The 18,006-nt window shown below is 48.3% G+C and carries 16 protein-coding genes; 6 read left to right on the top strand and 10 right to left on the bottom strand.

All coding sequences use genetic code 11. From position 1 onward, the window contains the following. Window positions 1-2: 2 nt before the first annotated feature. The 6 genes from aar to Y697_RS14645 form a co-directional block, all read right to left on the bottom strand. The gene (aar, locus tag Y697_RS06970) at window positions 3-1,157 is read right to left on the bottom strand and encodes a bifunctional L-alanine/L-glutamate racemase (RefSeq protein WP_121550927.1); all 1,155 of its coding nucleotides are present in this window, start codon (window positions 1,155-1,157) and stop codon (window positions 3-5) included. A 21-nt stretch (window positions 1,158-1,178) separates the two neighbouring features. Beyond that, window positions 1,179-2,018 (bottom strand): carbohydrate ABC transporter permease, encoded by an 840-nt coding sequence (locus tag Y697_RS06965; protein ID WP_121550926.1) that lies wholly within the window; start codon window positions 2,016-2,018, stop codon window positions 1,179-1,181. Continuing rightward, window positions 2,015-2,899 carry a carbohydrate ABC transporter permease gene (locus tag Y697_RS06960; protein ID WP_121550925.1) on the bottom strand — a complete coding sequence of 295 codons (885 nt, stop codon included), beginning with the start codon at window positions 2,897-2,899 and terminating at the stop codon, window positions 2,015-2,017. The genes Y697_RS06965 and Y697_RS06960 overlap by 4 nt, the downstream gene beginning before the upstream one ends. Window positions 2,900-3,014: 115 nt before the next feature. Beyond that, a complete protein-coding gene (locus tag Y697_RS06955) occupies window positions 3,015-4,265 on the bottom strand; it encodes a sugar ABC transporter substrate-binding protein (protein WP_121550924.1) in 1,251 nt (416 codons plus the stop codon). Between the two features lie 30 nt (window positions 4,266-4,295). Continuing rightward, complete coding sequence (locus Y697_RS06950) at window positions 4,296-5,447, bottom strand: ROK family protein (RefSeq protein ID WP_121550923.1); 1,152 nt, start codon at window positions 5,445-5,447, stop codon at window positions 4,296-4,298. A 367-nt stretch (window positions 5,448-5,814) separates the two neighbouring features. Next, window positions 5,815-6,021 carry a hypothetical protein gene (locus tag Y697_RS14645; RefSeq protein WP_183083751.1) on the bottom strand — a complete coding sequence of 69 codons (207 nt, stop codon included), beginning with the start codon at window positions 6,019-6,021 and terminating at the stop codon, window positions 5,815-5,817. A 306-nt stretch (window positions 6,022-6,327) separates the two neighbouring features. On the opposite strand from Y697_RS14645, the gene Y697_RS14640 reads away from it, so the two are divergent. After that, window positions 6,328-6,507, top strand: a complete 180-nt coding sequence (locus Y697_RS14640; RefSeq protein ID WP_183083750.1) for a hypothetical protein — start codon at window positions 6,328-6,330, stop codon at window positions 6,505-6,507. 112 nt (window positions 6,508-6,619) lie between these two features. On the opposite strand, the gene Y697_RS06935 is transcribed toward Y697_RS14640, so the two are convergent. Continuing rightward, window positions 6,620-7,492, bottom strand: coding sequence for a type II secretion system protein (locus Y697_RS06935; protein WP_121550921.1), 873 nt, complete (start codon window positions 7,490-7,492; stop codon window positions 6,620-6,622). 1,195 nt (window positions 7,493-8,687) lie between these two features. On the opposite strand from Y697_RS06935, the gene Y697_RS14635 reads away from it, so the two are divergent. Further along, entirely contained in the window at window positions 8,688-8,861 is a 174-nt protein-coding gene (locus tag Y697_RS14635) for a hypothetical protein (RefSeq protein ID WP_183083749.1), read from the top strand. A gap of 207 nt (window positions 8,862-9,068) precedes the next feature. Here Y697_RS14635 and Y697_RS06920 read toward each other — a convergent pair whose 3' ends face one another. The 3 genes from Y697_RS06920 to Y697_RS06910 all read right to left on the bottom strand — a co-directional run bounded on the left by Y697_RS06920 (window position 9,069) and on the right by Y697_RS06910 (window position 13,114). Continuing rightward, a complete protein-coding gene (locus tag Y697_RS06920; RefSeq protein ID WP_409071769.1) occupies window positions 9,069-10,541 on the bottom strand; it encodes a thioredoxin-like domain-containing protein in 1,473 nt (490 codons plus the stop codon). A gap of 228 nt (window positions 10,542-10,769) precedes the next feature. Then, window positions 10,770-11,813, bottom strand: a complete 1,044-nt coding sequence (locus tag Y697_RS06915) for a LacI family DNA-binding transcriptional regulator (protein ID WP_259462364.1) — start codon at window positions 11,811-11,813, stop codon at window positions 10,770-10,772. A gap of 20 nt (window positions 11,814-11,833) precedes the next feature. Continuing rightward, window positions 11,834-13,114: an MFS transporter gene (locus Y697_RS06910; protein ID WP_121550917.1), complete on the bottom strand. Its 1,281-nt coding sequence runs from the start codon at window positions 13,112-13,114 to the stop codon at window positions 11,834-11,836. A gap of 288 nt (window positions 13,115-13,402) precedes the next feature. Between Y697_RS06910 and Y697_RS06905 the strand changes: the two genes are divergently transcribed. Genes Y697_RS06905 through aroA form a run of 4 tightly spaced genes read left to right on the top strand, consistent with a single transcriptional unit; the run spans window position 13,403 to window position 17,712 of the window. After that, the gene (locus tag Y697_RS06905; protein WP_121550916.1) at window positions 13,403-14,392 is read left to right on the top strand and encodes a tripartite tricarboxylate transporter substrate binding protein; all 990 of its coding nucleotides are present in this window, start codon (window positions 13,403-13,405) and stop codon (window positions 14,390-14,392) included. A gap of 48 nt (window positions 14,393-14,440) precedes the next feature. Next, window positions 14,441-14,893, top strand: coding sequence for a tripartite tricarboxylate transporter TctB family protein (locus Y697_RS06900; RefSeq protein ID WP_121550915.1), 453 nt, complete (start codon window positions 14,441-14,443; stop codon window positions 14,891-14,893). A gap of 15 nt (window positions 14,894-14,908) precedes the next feature. After that, the gene (locus Y697_RS06895; protein WP_121550914.1) at window positions 14,909-16,420 is read left to right on the top strand and encodes a tripartite tricarboxylate transporter permease; all 1,512 of its coding nucleotides are present in this window, start codon (window positions 14,909-14,911) and stop codon (window positions 16,418-16,420) included. Continuing rightward, window positions 16,417-17,712, top strand: a complete 1,296-nt coding sequence (gene aroA / locus Y697_RS06890; protein ID WP_121550913.1) for a 3-phosphoshikimate 1-carboxyvinyltransferase — start codon at window positions 16,417-16,419, stop codon at window positions 17,710-17,712. The genes Y697_RS06895 and aroA overlap by 4 nt, the downstream gene beginning before the upstream one ends. The last annotated feature ends 294 nt before the right edge of the window (window positions 17,713-18,006 follow it).

Below are 18,006 nucleotides of genomic sequence, written 5' to 3'. Positions count from 1 at the left end.
ACTCAAAGAACGGTTCTTATTGCGTTCTCGAGATCCTCGGAAAGGACTTCGATTTCCTCCAATCCTGCGTGAATTCTTATCAGAGATACATTGTCACCGGGATCTCTGTGAGAAACCGCATAGGGAGAGACTAGGCTCTCATACCCGCCCCAGCTTACTGCCCTCCTGAAGAACTTGAGAGAGTTGACAAACTTCTTTATCCTGTCGATGTCTCTCGTTTTGAGCTTGAACGAAAAGAGGCCGGAACCTCCCCTCATCTGCTTCTTCGCAAGAGAGTACTGATCTGAAGATTCGAGCATAGGATACAGAACATATTCAACGGCTTCGTTTTCCTGCAATCTTCTGCTGAGCTCCATCGCATTCTGAAAATGAACCGGCATCCGAATATGAAGAGTCCTGATTCCCCTCAATATGAGCCAGGCGGCAAAGGGATCGGGCACGGCCCCGGTATTTAGAAACTCCTTTTCGAAGATTCTCTTGACATCTTCATTTGATCCGGCAACAACACCGCCGACTACATCGCTGTTTCCGCCAAGGTATTTCGAAGCCGAATGCACCACGAGATCAACTCCGAAATCAATCGGATTCTGATAGATCGGAGTTGCCCATGTATTATCGATTATCGTCTTGATTCCCTTTGATCTTCCCAGCGAGGACACTTCGGTCAGATCTTGAAGTTTGAAAGTGAATGTTGTTGGGCTTTCGAGATATATGATCTTTGTGTTAGGTCTGAGTGCCGCCTCAAGTTCATTTGCATCACTTCCTTCCACAAATGTGTGTTCTACTCCGAATCTTGCTAGATACTTCGCCACATACGTGGATGTCCAGCTGTAGCAGTCCTTGATCGTCACTATATGATCGCCACTCTGCACGAAGGCTGAAATACTGGAGACTATCGCAGCGACGCCCGACGCGAAAAGCTTTGCTCTCTCCGCATGCTCGAGCGCAGCCAATTTCTTTTCAAGAATGTTTACAGTCGGGTTGTTCCCCCTCGTGTACAGAAAGTGGTTCGTCTCATCTGAAAGGGCCGTTGAAAAATCGTCAAAGTCCTTGAACGAGAAAATCGAAGTCTGAAACAATGGAGGATTGACCGCTCCACAAGGTAGATCTTCTTCTCCAAGATGGTGCAAAATCTCAGTTATCTGCTTCTTCTGCATCCTCAAAATCCTCCAATCTCTTTATCCTTTTATTGCGCCTTCGGTGAGTCCGGCAATTATGTATTTCTGGGCAAAGGCGAACACTATCATCGTCGGTAATAGAGAGAGCACAAGTCCTGCGCTTAAGACATCCCAGCTTATACCTGCCTTTGAGATGAAGGAGTTCAGCGCAACGGGAACCGTCATCTTTTCGTCAGAGAAGATGAACATTGACGCCAGAAACAGCTCGTTCCAGATATTCACGAAGGCAAAACTGAAAATCGCCGCCAGTCCCGGTCTCGTGAGGGGAAATACAACTTTGAACATTGCCTGCAAAGTATTACAGCCGTCAATCACTGCGGCTTCCTCCAGCGAAACGGGGATCCTGTCAAAAAAGCTCTTTGACATGATAGTGCTGAAAGCAATTACCATGGTCACATAGAGGATGAACAACGTAGAAAGTCTATCAGTCATCCCGTAATTCGCGAGCATTACGAACAGCGGGGCCATAAGTATGAACGGTGGCACCATCTGCGTGAAGTACATGGCAAGCAATGTGCCGTTCCTGAATTTCTTCGCCTGAATTCGAGAAAGAGCATAGCCGCTGAACATAGATATAAGCATGGCAACTAAGGCCGCTGCAAGCGCCACTATTGCGCTGTTTCGGAAGTACACGCCGAAATTTGCGAAGCCAAAGAGCTTGGCGTAACTCTCAAATGACAGCTTCTCAGGAAGATACTTCAGCGGAAAAGTATAGATCTCTCTTGAACCCTTGAAGGATGTCACCACTACCCAATAGAGGGGCAATAACGCAGCCACAAGATAGAGCCCGAGGGCGAGCGCTTTCAATATTTTGCCAGTAACCTTCATGAGCGCCTTCATACGGTAACCTCCTTTCGGGAAGAGATTTTCAGGAACACAATCGCGTACAGCAAAAGCATCGACATTATTATGAAGCCAATCGCCGCGCCCTGACCGTAATCATAAAACTGGTAGATCCTATTTATCATGTGAGTCGCCAATATTTGCGTCGAGTTGGCCGGCCCTCCGCCGGTCATTCCATAGATTATCTCCGGGAAATTCATTATCCACATAGTTCTTAGAAGGACCGTACTGATAATGGTAGGCCTTATGTAAGGTATGGTTATTTTGAACAATTGCTTGAACCTGTTGGCGCCATCGATTCTAGACGCCTCGTAAAGCTCGTTCGGAACCGATTGAAGAGCTGCCAGCAGCATAATGGCGAAGTAGGGGATCCCATACCAGACGTTGGCTATTATTACTGACATCATCGCATACTTGGGATTCGAAAGGAAGCCAATAGGATTACTTATTATCCCCAGCCTCACAAGAATGTCATTGACTATCCCAAACTGGCCGTTGAACATCCACGCCCAGATAAGGCCTATAGCAAAACCCGACACGGCCCACGGATAGAATACTAAGGCCGAATAGATCCCTCTGCCCTTGAAGGGCTTTCTCATCAGAAGGGCAAGACCAAAGCCAAGACCAAACTGGAACACCAGAGAGAAAAAGACCCACACCAGGGTGTTGACAACTATTTTGAAGAAATCGAAATTGCGATCGTTTATTATTGCCTCAAAGTTGCCAAACCCTATGAACCCTATCTTAGAGAGGTCGAACATATTGTAGCGTTGAAAGGCCATAACTCCACCGCGAATAATGGGAGTGTACGTAAAAACGATCAGGAGGATGAAAGCTGGAATCATCATTATGAAAAACTTCCAGAAGCTCTTTCTCAAATCCAACACCTCTCAGTAGACCGGTCTGTATATTTCAGAAAAACGGCACGGCGTCGAAATCATTGAGTCTTTTTCCGCCGTGCCGAATCTTTAGTCAGTCTCTTTCAGTTCTTAATCAGTCTGCCCAGTACTCAGCCCATTTGGCAGCAACGGCTTCGATCGTTGTGTCGCCGAGAAGCAGTGACTGCATATCCTGCTGGTGAATCTCGGGCCAACCTGGCCACTTTTCGGAGTCTAGAGGGTACGACGCGAAGATGTACTTCTCCGGATGACTCATCATGTAACTCCATGCCGTGTAGACGCCGGAACTGAAATACGGATCATTCTCGTATGTGGAAGAATGGATTGGAAGCGGGCCGTAACTCTTGCTGTAGTACGCGTTAACCTCAGGGCTAGAGATATACTTAATGAATTCCCACGCCTCTTCCTTGTGCTTTGAGTATGAAGGGATTCCCAGTCCACTGAATCCATAGTCCAGATAAGCTTTCCCCGAAGGACCTACTGGAACCGGTACTACGGTGTAGTACTCTCTTCCAAGCATCTCATCTACGAGGGCTACCGTATCCGGATCCTGAATAAGAAACGGAGTGATACCCGATACGAAGGCATTGACCTGTTCGTTGAATCCCCAGTTAATTCCGTCAGCGGGGACTCCACCTTCGAAAAGTCTCACATACATCTTAAGTCCTTCAAGAGCCCTCGGGTCATCGAAGTAGACATCACCGGACTGCGTCTTATAGATATTGGCTGCATCGATGTCGCTCAAGAATGATGTGGCGATCAGATCAGAGAATTTGAACTCCCAGGACTTTCCCCTGAATCCAAATCCGAACTGATTCTTGTCCGGATCCGTGATCTCTATACAGAGTTCAACGAGCTCACTCATCGTCTTTGGAATGTAGTTCACACCCAGTTCTTCGAGGACGTCCGTTCTCACGAAAAGTCCCTTGATGAAGAAGAACTGCGGCACGATGAAAGCAGTGTTGTCTACAGTTCTTGCGGCCTGATTCGCAACGAAAGTGAGAGTGTCGTTGTGCTCCCAGCCTGAGAGATAGCTCTCAAGGTTCTCCAGCTTTCCGTTGTTCACGAACTGCTTCACTGTGTAGTCCCTGACTTCAATAATGTCAAGAGCCTGGTTAGTATTGAGCATGAGCGTTGCCCTCTGATCGGCCTGCTCATAAGGCGGAGATATGAGATTTATCTTGATATCCGGGTTCTTGGCCTCAAAGTCTGCGATAATCTCCTTGATTACCTGTGTCCTCGCAGGACTCGTAAGAACCTCGATGAAATTGAGCGTGACTACGCCGAATGAAAAGACTCCGATCAACATTACCAGTAGCAGCGAAATAAAGACTCTCTTTTTCATTTGCATGCCCCCTTGTGTAGTTTTGTGGTGCTAATCTGTTAGTGCCTTGCTCATCAAGTAACTGAATATTGCATAGCTGGCGGCTCCGGTCGAGAATGCTTCAAACTGGTCACTATTACCTCCTATAAGCCGAACTTGATCTCCCGAGAAGAGGCTTGATTCGAAAGAGGTTCTCAACGCTTCGAAAAAGATCTCTCCAAAATCCAGAAGCTTCCCATTTACCACGACGGCTTCCGGCCCGAAAATGTTTGAAACAAGCGCTGCAATACGGCCTAATTCATCACCGACTCTTCCGATCACAGAGGCCATTCTTCGACTGAAGACAGACCCTTTACAGAGAAAATCATCGATACTTCCGAGATTCTCTCCAAGCTCAGAGTTAAGAGCAGAGACAATCGTATCCAGACTCAGGCTGCTGTCATCAATTGGCTCATCACAAAAGCTCTTAAGCAGAGCGTAGCTGATCTCTCCTGAATAGCCGAAACTTCCGCTGTAGATTTCATCCTTCAGGATTATTCCCGCGCCGATTCCTTCGTCAAAATATAGACTTATAAAAGAACTGATGTCTCTGCACTTCCCGAAGCATTTCATGCCAAAGGCCGCGCCATCACCATCATTAACGAGAAAGACGGGAAGACCAAACTTCTTCTCCGTAATCTCACCAATCGAAAAATTCCGCCAGTCACTCAGGCCAAATGGAGAGTAGATTACTCCCTTCTCCTTATCCAGTGGGGAGGGAGCCCCGATCCCAATAGCGTCTACCCTGATCTCATTCCTGTAACACTTATTGATCAGTCTTTGAACAACATCGAAGAGATTGGCCGTAGCATCGGCCCTGGTCTTGTTCGCGACTGACTTGACACTCGAAGCGAGAGGCTTGCCGCTTGCTGACATGGCCACACCTGTTGTACTGCCTCTTGCGAGGTTCACGCCAATAACCGTCGCGGCGTCACTTCGTATCCTCACAGGAATCGGAGCCTTGCCTACAAGACCAGTCTTCTCTCCCGAAAGTTCTTCAGCTATTCCAAGATCAATCAACGACGCAACAATCGAAGAAATCGTCGTCTTTGTGAGCTCTGTCTGCCTCGCGAGCTCAACCCTTGGAGTATCGGGCTTTGCGAGGAGCAGCTGGATGACTCTTCCGATGTTTTTCCCTTTGAGGTCGCTTGGCTTGGATATCACTTTCTCACCTCAAACAACTTAAGAAACCTATTTAGTAATAGTCTCTTACTAAATATTATATACGATTGGCACAGTAAATAAAAGGAAAATCAAGTCACATTATATCCATTTAAGGCCAATTAAATCTGCTGAGCAGCGTTTAATATACAATTTTGCTTACCGTCGTAATAGCAAGACGCGAGTTAGGAAAGAAAGAAGTTCTTCCCTCCAGAGCTACGATCTGCTCTTCGTTCTTAGTCAAACCATTTTCAGAGAGTAGAGAGAAAGGAAAAGCAAAGAGGTGAAGTAAGGATCTGGCATCCGGAAAAGCCTTGAAGAGCTCTTTAATCAACTCTCGAGAGCTCATCATTACTCGTAAGTTAGGGTGTTAATTAGAGATCGTATGGTCTCTCTTCCCCCTTGACAATACATGCTTTACCTGGCTCTTGATGATCCTGCTCTCAAATCCTCCCTTGAGGAAGGAGGACCACGTAGTGGCGGAGAGTGTCTCAGAAGGACTGAATGCAAGATCGGGAGAGATTAATGGGGAGAGCTCCGCTTCGAGAAAAACCATCTTCGAGACTTCAAAGAGCAAGGAGAAAAAGCAGATCACGTTCAGAATAGCCGGGTCTGGGGTTGTTAGGTCTAGGGTAAGGCAAAAGCGGAAGAGTGGGTCAGGCTCAAGCGGGGATTTAAGATCAAGAGCAAAAGGGCGCAACAAAGGACCTTATGACCATTAAGGAGCCACTTTGCTGAAGGAAGAAGAAAAAAACATAAGATGCAATGCGCTGGAAAGCATCGGCGGACGCAAGGCTGGGCAAAGGCGAGCACTATCATCGTCGGTAATAGAGAGAGCACAAGTCCCGCGCTTAAGACATCCCAGCTTATACCTGCCTTTGAGATGAAGGGGTTCAGTGCAACGGGAACCGTCATCTTTTCGTCCGAGAAGATGAACATTGACGCCAGAAACAGCTCGTTCCAGATATTCACGAAGAATTCGAGATCATTATCTGGAAACCTCGACATAGAACACATTGCCAGAAAGCGAACTTTCAACATAACACACAAGAAGATATCTTAGGAAAACCTCTTCACGCTACTCACAGAACTGCAAGAAATATCTGAGTGGTCTTCTTGCACACAAAGAACAACAGCAAACCGGCAGACTTCCCGGTCAGTCATACTTCCTCCAATTACTTTACCTTAACAATTCTTAGGGTCGAGATGTCGACTTTCCTTCCTTCTATAGAGTTTAGGTACCAGTGCCCGGTATCAGAAGAATCATCTCCAATATTGAATATTAGGTCCCAGTTGTAACTGCTCGTAAGTTCAAACTTATCAGACGAATCGAGAAAGTTGAAGATGAACTTGTGGTCGGAATCAGGTATTACTCTTAGAAGTCTTCCCGAAGGTTTGTAAAGCACCCCGTCAACTGGAGGTGTCCAGGAAGCCTTGTCAAGACCAAGATCATCGTATCTGTAGTCGGCCCAATCTCTGGGATAGCTTCCACGGTTTTCAAAAAAATCCATAATGAGTTGAATTAAACCACTGCTTATCTCCTCAAAACTCGATCCGAATTCCGTAAGGGGAGCCACCGAATCCGGTCCTAAAAGGCTGTAATAGATCACTTCTGAGTACAACGAGTCTTCTTCTAAACCGTCTTCAAGGAAGGCATAATCATCTATTCCGAAAGGAACTCCCTGCCTTGAATCTGTGAGAATCTCCGACACACTCTCGAAATCAACTTCGCGGTTTGTGAAGACAAAGTAGCTGTATTCACCGTCTTCATTCTGCTTCCAAGCAGCCCCAAACGAAGTTGAGTCGATATTTCTCCCGAGTTCTTTGATCGAATCAGGCAACTCTCCATCCAGATAGATCCTATTTGACAAAGCATTCGAGAGCGTTTTGAGATCTCTTGCAGCGGAAACGGCCGCAGATCTACGCAGTACATTCGTTCCTATGGGAGCGATGACGGCAATAAGGGCAGCGACAACTGAGAGAACAATCAGCAATTCTACTAGTGAAAAACCCCTTCTTCTGTAATGTCTAGAATACTCTTCTCTCATATTTTTTCACTCTCCGCAATTATGGTCGAGTGTCTTGATGCAACACCGTGCCAACATACTTGATTTCTCTCATCCATGAGCATATGGTTATCAAGAACTCATCTGGTTCTTTCAGCGGAGAAGACTCTTTGCATGTGCAAAGCAACTGAGGCAGCAGCCTTTCCAAGCATAGCAGAAGGGTACTATCAATCAAAGACCTGGGTTGGGACTAGCAGGTAGAGACAAGATTGACAGCGGGTCTGGGGTCTCGGGTCTAGAGTCTGGCAAACAGAAGTAAGTGACCCATCAAGATCCTCAATGCTATCTAGGCCTTCATCCCGTGGACATTGCACTTTCTCAAGCCTCTCACATTGTCATCCCGGACTTGATCCGGGATCTGATCTTTGAAAACCGAGGTTGGGGTTAGCAGGTAGGGGGTAGGAAAGAGCAAAAGATCAGTTGCAAGTTCCGAGTTGTGAGTTGTAAAAAAGGCCGGGGTCGGAGGTTGGTGGTTCGAGGTTCGTAAGAGCAAAAGGAAAATGGTTCATCGTTGAACGGTTCGCCGTTGAAGGTTCGCCGTTAGACGAGGGAATCTGTTCTTCGTTCCAGAGCGAGGATCTGTTCTTCCTGCTCTTTCGAAGGACGGGTCCATGCTATTGGACGAAGGACCAAGGACGGCTTCTAAATCCCCGCTCGAGCGGGGGGGACCGCTTGCGGTGGGGTGTGTGCTCTTCTCGGAGGACGGTGAACCCGTGACGGTTGACCTGAGAGGTTTCCTGCGAATCAGCGTAAGTTTCATCACCAATCTTACTGGTTTCTTCTCTCTCTCTCTTCTCTCGTGAGCGCAGCGAACCTCTCCACAACGCTCTTTCTCAACGGTCTTAGTTTGGCCGGCGTAGCCGGAGCTGGCCTCGCCGAAGGCGAGACTTGCCACCAAAGGTGACTGGCCTGCGCAGCAGACTGGCTTCAAAACCGACTCCTGCCGAAGGCAGCCTTGCGACCTGGCGTGATCTTCGCCAGCCTTGCGTCCCGGCATGTTCTTCAAAAAGTCCGGCTCTTTAATCCCCGCTCGAGCGGGGGGGACCGCTTGCGGTGGGGTGTGTGCTCTTCTCGAAGGACGGTGGACTGTTGACAGTTGACCTGAGAGGTTTCCTGCGAATCAGCGTAAGTTTCATCACCAATCTTACTGGTTTCTTCTCTCTCTCTCTCTTCTCTCGTGAGCGCAGCGAACCTCTCCACAACGCTCTTTCTCAACGGTCTTAGTTTGCCCGGCGTAGCCGGAGCTGGCCTCGCCAAAGGCGAGACTGGCCAGGCGGAGCCTGACTGGCCTGCGCAGCAGACTGGCTTCAAAACAGCCTCCTGCCGAAGGCAGCCTTGCGACCTGGCGTGATCTTCGCCAGCCTTGCGTCCCGGCATGTTCTTGGCCGGCATTGCGACCTGGGCCGTTCTTGCCCAGCCTTGCGTCTATTGTTTTATTCTTCCTCGCGCAAGCGAGCATTACTTCCCGACGAAGTCGGCCTCACTTCTGCTCTGGTTCTTCTTCTTTTTCGGAGGACGGTGGACTGTTGACGGTTGACCTGAGAAGGCCTCCTGCGAATCAACCAATAACTAACTCGACCAGTTCCTTCCCGTCGAAAACTCGTATCAAGTGATTATTCGTGTCGGCTATGTACAACAGCCCGCTATTGTATTTGACATCGTTCGGTTCGAAAAGACCGAGAGTAGAGCACTTTTCTCCATCCAGTGTGCAGGTTCCCTCTCCTAGATTCTTGATTATCGTCTCGACACGCCTGATTCCCAGATCAATCTTTCTTATCGCGTGATTGTAGGTGTCGGCAATGTACAGAAATCTACCATTGCCGTGAATGCCCAGCGGATGCTGGAACAAGGCCCTTTGGAGGATCCCGTCGATATGACCGAATGAGAAGAGTCCGCTCCCGGCAACCGTGTGAACCTTTTCCGCTCCGAGATCAACATACCTTATCCCTGAAACTTCCGAGTCGGCAACATAAAGACTCCTGCCATCCAGGTATATTCCGCTGGGCTGCGCAAAATTAGCATCACTCAGCGAACCGTCTACGATATTCTCGGCCCCACTGCCTGCGAATGAACGAATTGTGTTCTCCTTCAAATCAAGTCTCCAGATCTGGTGCATTCCGGCCATTGCTATATAGAGGTACCTTCCGTCTGATTGGAGATCCCATGGGGAGTTAAGCCGCGCCTTAGATGCTTCACCGCTGAAATGCCAGCTAAATCCCTGAAGACCGTCTCCCGAGATCGTCCTTAGATTTCTTTCTATTAGATCGGCTTTTCTTATTGCATGGTTCTCTGTATCGGCTATGTAGAGTACACCCTCTGAATAGACCATGCCCTGAGGCTTGTCAAGGCGCGCTTCTTCGAAAGTCCCATCTCCGAAGCCGCTACTCCAGCCTCCGATCTGATCGACTATCTTTGCTTCGAAAGGAGAGATAAGCTCCGTTAGGAGTATCCGATCGTTGTTAGAATCGCTAATAAACATCGTTTTTGAATCCCCAAAAGCAATCTTCCCCGGAAATGAAAGTGTCGAATCTCTCTTGTACGCCTTTGGCGTGAGCGGAATTCTCTCGTTGCTCAAAATCCCTCTCATCTTCCCACTCTCGAGAGCTTTGGAAATCTCATTTGAGAGGTAATCTCGCTTGCCCTCGCCCGAGGTTTTTGACAAAATCTTTCCGTCGGGTCCGATCAAGACGTAGGACGGCCAGGCGCGAACCACATACCTGTCCCAAAGGTAATACTCGTTGTCGATAAGAACTGGATGCTCTATTTCATAACGCTCGACAGCGGCTCTAATACTCCTCTCTTCACGTTCATTCTCAAACTTCGCTGAGTGGACGCCGATAACAAGAAAAGGACTGTCATTGTACTTCTCTTCCAGCCACTTGAGGTCCGGGATCACATGAATACAGTTTATGCAGCAGTATGTCCAGAAATCAAACAGCACAACATACCCTTTGAGATCCTCTAGAGTCAGAGGTCGCTCTACATTTATCCAGCTTCCAGAAGATGGAAACTCTACAGCTCTTCCATACAAATCAATCACCTCTTTCCAGCTTTGACTGACAATTATATGAGTTGGATCTCATCGGGGTCTTTCGAAGCTCAGCTAACTCACTTGATGAGCACAGTGCGAGCGGGTAAATGGTAAGCGCAATAAGCGTTCCATGCGTTGGTGAGAAGGCTTTGTTTATTTGGCTTCTTCAGACATATCTATCAAGGGGATCTAGAGTTTTTCGTGAAAGATACTCGATCAAATGAGAAATCAGTGATGCATTACACTTGTGGAGTTTCTTATCGTAAGCTTGACATCGATAATAGTGTCAGAGACTTTCTTTCCGGACAGTATCTTCGATAGAGCAACGACCGATTCCGACCCCAGGGTTCTGGGATCCTGGTCGACAGATGTGAGAGTGGGAATCGTTATAGGAGCAATCAGGTTGTTGTCGTAGCCTACCACCGAGATCTGATCGGGAACATTCACGCCCTGATCCGTGAAGAAGGCTATCACCCCGGCAGCAACCAGGTCGTTCGCGGCGATGACCGAATCGACCTCGATCATTCTCTCCAGCAACTCTCTTGCCGCTTCATAACCTGCCTCGTAACTGTATCCGCACAACACTACGAGAGAAGGATCGTATTCTATGCCCTCTTCATCAAGCGCCCTCCTGTATCCCGTATATCTGTCGAGGGTAGTGTATTTGCCAGCCTCTTTGCTGGAAGCCACTTCTCTTATATTGTCTACAGTACAGGGGGTTGACCAGAAGCCAGCGAGAAATCCTACTCTCTTTCTGTCGAGTCTCAAGAGGTAACGAGTGGCAAGATAGCCACCTTTCACGTTGTCGGTATAGACGTGGGGCTTCGATTCAAAGACATTTCTTCTTCCTACAACCACTATCGGGAGATCTTTGAAACTCTCTATTTCGGGAAGCGGGTCTCCCGTGGAGACCGGACAATAGATGAGGCCATCCACGACGGTCCTTGCAAGGCTGTCTATCGCAGCCTTTTCGATCTCTCTCTTTCCATCGGCAGTCGAAATGATTATCACGTGCTCTATTTCCTGGGCCTTCAAGATCGCCCCGGCAATCATAGCACTGAAAAAGGGGTGTGAAACATCCGGCACGAGCATTCCTATCGTGTTGGTCGTCTGGCCTTTCATGAATCTTGCGGCAACGTTGGGCCTGTAGTTGAGCTTCTTTACGGCCTCCCAAACCCTGGTTTGAAGATCCTCTCTCACTGGTCTCGAACCGTTGATAACCCTCGATACCGTTGCCGCCGAGAGACCGGCGTAATCAGCAACCTGCTTTATCGTAATCCTGTCACTCTTTTTTACAGTACATCACCTCTCTGCTCGGAAAAAGATTTCAGAAAAGGTAGCGCTACTAGACTTATTATAACCAGCAATGTCACTATCCCAAAAGTCGAATTGAATGCCCTTATTTGCGCTTCAGCTCCACCGGATGATGAGAAACGCTGAACTAGAAATCCCGTTCCAGACTGAAATATGATCACCGATATGAAAGTGAAGAGATTCATTCCTCCAAAGAGCGAGCCTCCTCGCCCTTTCATAGCCAGATCGTTCACTCCGGCAGTAAGATGGTCGTAGGTGACGCCTGCACAGAAACCTAGGAAAAATCCAACGATCCCAGGCACGGGAATTGGCAACTGGCTCTTCATAGACAACCAGAATACAATCCACGCTGCTCCGTAAGATACACATGAGACGATAATTGCAGTCAGCCTCAGCCTTGCTGGTCTTGCTATATATGCCCCAGCGAAATTACCTACCATTACCCCGATGCTTATCAGCGTAGACCAAAGACTGGCCGTTCCGTACGAAACACCGTACGCCGACTGGTACCATGTAACGGCCCAGAGTCCCTGCAAAGCCATCAAAGAGCCAAAAGAAGTCCCCCACAGTATCAACATCAACTTCAGTCGTCGCGACTTGAAGATCTTTCTGAACGAATCCTTCAAGTTGTCAATGAAACTGCTTCTCTCAGTCGTGTTGCCTGCAGTTGTCACGGGGTCTCTTCTCCTCAGAATTATCAGCGAGGCCGCAAGAACAAAGTTAAGAACTGCAAGCAATATGAAAACGTTTCTTCTTCCGAAACGATCGAGAGCAAAGGCGAGCGGGGCAACGGAAATCACCGCTCCGAAATTTCCGAGAGTATAGGTTATGCCGGAGAAAAAAGAGTACTTGTCCCTGTGAAATGAGTGCGACTGAAAGACGAGAACTCCGGAGAGCATCGGCGCGAGGCCCAGTCCAGTCAGTAACCTGCCCGTGCCGAGCAACACAGGATTCGCGGCAAAGCCAAAGAGAAGAGCTCCAATTCCAGATGTAAGCATACCGAAGGAGACAATTCTTAGTGGGCCAAATCTGTCGTTCAGCGCTCCGCTGATGGGCTGCATGAAGGCATACGCATAGAAATACAGACTGGATATGAAGCCCACAAGGGAAGCGCTCATTCCCCATTCCGCCGAGACTATTGGAAGGCTCACAGAGGCCGAGACTCTAAAGAAGTAAGAAAAGAAATACGCCGATACAAGCAGAGCGTATATCGAAAGTTTGCTGCCAGAGGTCGATAAAACAGATTCGTTTTTGTTCATAATTCTGCCTCCAAAAATCTGGAAAACCTTTTCCTAAAACTGCAAAAAACCATCTGACTTCTCTCAAACCGTTGTCATTAATGCCGCCCGATCCCGGAGAAAAGATTGAGAATCTCTTCTTTGAGGAAAAAAGCAGTTTCTTCCTTCTTGCTTGTAAACATTATACATTAAGAGTTAGGGAATAATCAATTGTGAGATATTTGAATTTCGAATTTTGCCATGCAATAAAGTATAATCTATATATTCTCAAATGGCAAACGTTTTCCGATTCCGAGGAGGTGGATGGTAGTGAAGAAAGTTCTTCTGTTTTCGCTAGTTCTTGTTATTGCAGTCTCGATTCTTGCATCATATCCAACAAGAGCCGTTACTTTAGTTATCCCGTGGGCGGCCGGCGGTATTACCGACAGAGTGGGAAGGGCATTGGCACCTTATCTTGAAAAGCAGCTTGGTGTTTCGGTGATTGTACTGAACCAGGCGGGCGCCTCTGGAGCTATTGGAACGGACTTTGTGTACTCGAAACCTGCCGATGGCTATACGCTTCTTTTGTCTGCCGAGACTCCAGGAGTCTTCAGGGTTATGGGTACCGGGAAACTGGGTTTCGACAACTTTGAAGGCATCATCATGAATGTTGAAGACATGAAAGTGGTTGTTGTACCGGGAAATTCACAGTTCCAGACCATGGATGAGCTTGTCGCGGCAATCAAGGAGAACCCCGGAAAGATCAAGATGTCCTACTCCGGTCCCGGTGCAAGCGGTCATATACAGGGACTACTTCTGAAAGAGGTAGGTCTTGATGTGTCGATGACACCATTTGGTGGAGGAAGTCCCTCGATGCTCGCAACAATAAGCGGTCAGGTTGATTTCACCTTTGGAAACATCGGTACGGTTCTAGATTACTTGAAAACCGGTGATCTGAGAGCCCTTGCAGTCTACACAAAGGGCGAGAGATCTCCTGCCATTCCAGATGTTCCTCCAATAGCGGACGCAATTCCCGAAATGGCGCGCTACCTGCCTTTGACATTCCCGAACTGCATTCTCGTAAAGGAAGGAACTCCGCCCGAGATCAAACAGGTTATTCTCGAAGCCGCGCAGAAGGCAGTTCAGGATCCCGGATGGATCGAATTCACCGAGGCGAGCTTCTACACCAGAATGCATGACGTTCAGGGCGATGCAGTAATCGAATACTGGAATCGCTGGACCTCGATCGTCACGTGGCTTCTATATGACGCCGGTGTAGCTCCCAATAGTCCTGCAGACTTCGGAATAGAAAGATTCTAATCTATCTATCGACGGTAGACCTCGTGTCTACCGTCTTTGGAGGTTACTATGAAAGAGAAAACGAGCGGTAGTCTAAATTTTCAGATACTCGAGGGGGCTTTCTTTGCAGTAATCGCCGTCTTCATAATTGTAGTATCGGCGGGAATGAACCCTTACGGTTCCTGGTCGCTTGCGCCCGGTCTCTTCCCATTGATCATGGGAGTAATACTTCTTGTGCTTGCGATATCTCTGATATTCCAGGCGGTAAGAAGCAAGAGTTTCAAATCGGGTGGTTTTGATAAGGTTGATTGGCTTAGGATAACGATTTCAATGGCACTGACGTTCATATATGTCTGGCTTCTTCCGATGATTGGCTTCATTGCTATTTCAATTCCTTACCTGGCCCTTATGCTGCTCCTCCTTGGAGAAAAGCGTTGGTGGCTGCTAGGGATAATCTCTGTGGGGACTACTCTTAGTCTATATTACGCCTTCGGTGTTCTACTGAGTGTCTACCTGCCTTGAGAAGGTGATGTGCATATGATTGAACAGATACTTGCTGCGATAGATCTCAGGTTCATTTTCCTGGTATTTGTTGGTGCCTTTGCCGGGCTTATCGTTGGAGCAATGCCGGGGCTTTCCGTCACAATGGCCACCGCAATTCTGGTTTCGGTAACTTTTACATGGGCTGTCAACGATGCGATGGCCCTCATGATGGGAGTGTATGTCGTCGGAGTCTTCTCCGGGGCGATATCGGCCATACTGATCAACATCCCCGGTGCTCCCGGTTCTGTCGCAACTACTCTTGATGGCTTTCCCATGACCATGAAGGGGCAAGCAAAAAAGGCTTTGCGGGTAGCCACTTTCTACTCGTTTTTTGGGACAATGTTCGGTCTGATCATGCTAGCCTTGCTCGCAAAACCAGTTACAAAGATAGCCCTACAGTTCTCGCCCATGGATTACTTCCTACTTGCTCTGTTCGGCCTTACAACTGTCGGATCCTTGACTTCAAAGAACTTCCTCAAAGGATTGATCAGTGCGGCCTTGGGAGTCATCATAAGCTTGATCGGAATCGATCCGATTATGGGTACACCTAGATTCACATTCGGCTCGATGAGGCTTCAGGCAGGTATCTCTCTAATAGCTGCACTGATTGGACTCTTTGGCTTCTCGGAGATCCTGATTCAGATAGGGCAGCGCTCACTCGAACCGATAGCCGGAAAACTGGGAAAGGAGAAAGTTAGTTTCAGAGAGCTGACGAGGCACATTCCACTTTCGATTCAAGCGTCTTTGATTGGAACATTTATAGGTGCATTACCAGGAACGGGCGGCCCCGTTGCCGCTCTTATCGCTTATGATCAGGCGAAAAAGACGGTCAGAAAACCTGAAGTTCCGTTTGGCGAGGGGGCAATCGAAGGGATAGTTGCCAGTGAGTCTGCAAACAACGCCTGTATAGGTGGAGCACTCATACCTATGCTGACACTTGCCGTCCCTGGAGATGCGGTTACCGCCGTTCTCTTGTCTGCAATGTACGTTCATGGTTTGAGGCCCGGACCCCTGCTTTTCACGCAGACTCCTGACCTCTTCTACGTAATACTGGCTGCTGGAATAATTGGATCTCTATCGATAATTGCTCTCGGAATCGGTGTGGCACCTCTAATGGCAAGAATGGTGCTGATTCCGAAGAAGATCCTGCTTCCAGTGGTTGCAATCTTGTGTATAATCGGTGCTTATGCGATAAATTCAAGTGTTTTCGATGTTCTAATTATGGCCATCTTTGGTCTGATTGGATTCGTTATGAGAAGGAAGGGATACTCGGTGGCTCCCATGGTGCTCGGTATAGTGCTGGGATCGCTGATGGATTCCAATTTTAGAAGAGCGGTTTCACTGGCCTCAGCCGGTGATAATCTGATTATCTCCATGATCTCCAGACCGATCAGTCTCATACTGATAGCCTTCATACTAATATCGCTGTTTTCAAATTTCAAGTTTGTCAAGACCGGATTGAGGAAGCTTTTCTCCAGAAGGTCTGGCAAAGGACAGGAGGAATGAAAATGATAGCCTTTGCTTCCAGGCATAACCTCTCAGGGAGGCTCTCCGTACCCGGTTCAAAGAGCCACACAATAAGAGCGGTCCTCATCGCCACAATGGCAAACGGGCTCTCAACCATAAAGAACCCTCTTCCCAGTGAAGACTGCCTTTCGGCGACAAGAGCAGCAAGGGCTTTTGGATCGGATGTGAAGATCGAAAAGGGAGTGTGGACGATCCAGAGCTCTCAGGATGGTTTGAAAGTTCCCGACGATGTGATCGACTGCGGCAATTCCGGGACGACCTATTACTTCGCCACGGCGATCTCCGGAACTCTGAACGATTACGTCGTTTTGACGGGTGATTACCAGATACGTAGGAGGCCCGTGGGAAAGCTGTTGGAGGCGATGAGAGATCTGGGAGCCTTCGCCGTCACCACGAGGATAAACAGCAATGCAGCTCCTGTAATAATAAAAGGCCCAATGAAGGCCGGCACGATCGTCTTTGGCGGAAAGATGTCCCAATACATTTCCGGGATGCTTCTGGCCTCCGCGAGAATAAATGGCAAAACAAGAATCGAAGTCCAAAAAGCCATAGAGAGACCTTATCTCCAAATGACTGTGGACTGGATGACCGAACACGGAATAAAAATCGAATACGACGAGAAGAACTACAGCTTCTTCGAAGTGGAAGGCCCCCAGGAATACAGAACAGTCGAAACCTCAATACCAAGCGACTGGGAATCCGTTGCATTCCCACTCGTAGCGGCGCTGGTTACCGATTCCGAGATTGTGATAGAGGATCTAGATCTGTCCGGAAGCCAGGGAGACTCTGTAATCGTAGATATCCTGAAGGAGATGGGTGGAGACGTAACTCTCGACGGGGCTACTAACTCTCTAAAGGCCAGGGGGGGAAACAGACTCAGGGGAATCACCATAGACTGTTCCGACATTCCCGATGCTCTGCCCATTCTCTCAGTTGCCGCCTGCTTCGCAGAGGGAGATACCGTATTGACCGGAATAGAAAGCATAAGAGTGAAAGAAACCGACAGAGTCGAGGTAATGAAGAGGGAGCTCTCGAAAATGGGAGCGTCGATCGAGGATACTGATCATGAAATGACTATCCATGGCGGCAAGAAACTAACTGGAGCGAAGGTCGAAAGCCACGACGACCACAGAGTGGCTATGTCCCTCGCAGTCGCCGGGCTCTTCTCGGACGGGGTTGCGGAGATCGGCAACGCCGAATGCGTCTCGGTCTCCTTCCCGGGCTTCTATGAACTTATGAACGGCGTTGGAGCTGGATTCGAGACTGAATAGAGTCGCCCGTTTTGTAAAGGTATCCGGCAGTTATCACTTTTCGGATGGAAATCAAAGAGAACATCACCTATTAACCCCCGGCTTCTCGGCCGGGCTTTTTCTTTCCATGCCGGGCGCTTTCGGTAGATCCTAAAACGGTTAAGCTGTGTCTTCTCGAACGCTTTCCATGAATGGGTCAGATGGAGAAACTTCAACAGCAAGCTTAACTCTCGGTGTTAGTTGCAGCTTTTTGATGAGAAGGACCCATAGGCAGTCTTTGTGAGAAGACTCTTCTTAAGAACTCCCCGAATTACT

Source organism: Mesotoga sp. BH458_6_3_2_1, assembly GCF_003664995.1.
In the GTDB taxonomy this organism is placed as follows: domain Bacteria; phylum Thermotogota; class Thermotogae; order Petrotogales; family Kosmotogaceae; genus Mesotoga.
The sequence above is the reverse complement of the archived record's forward strand: the minus strand, read 5'-3'. Positions and strand labels throughout refer to the sequence as shown.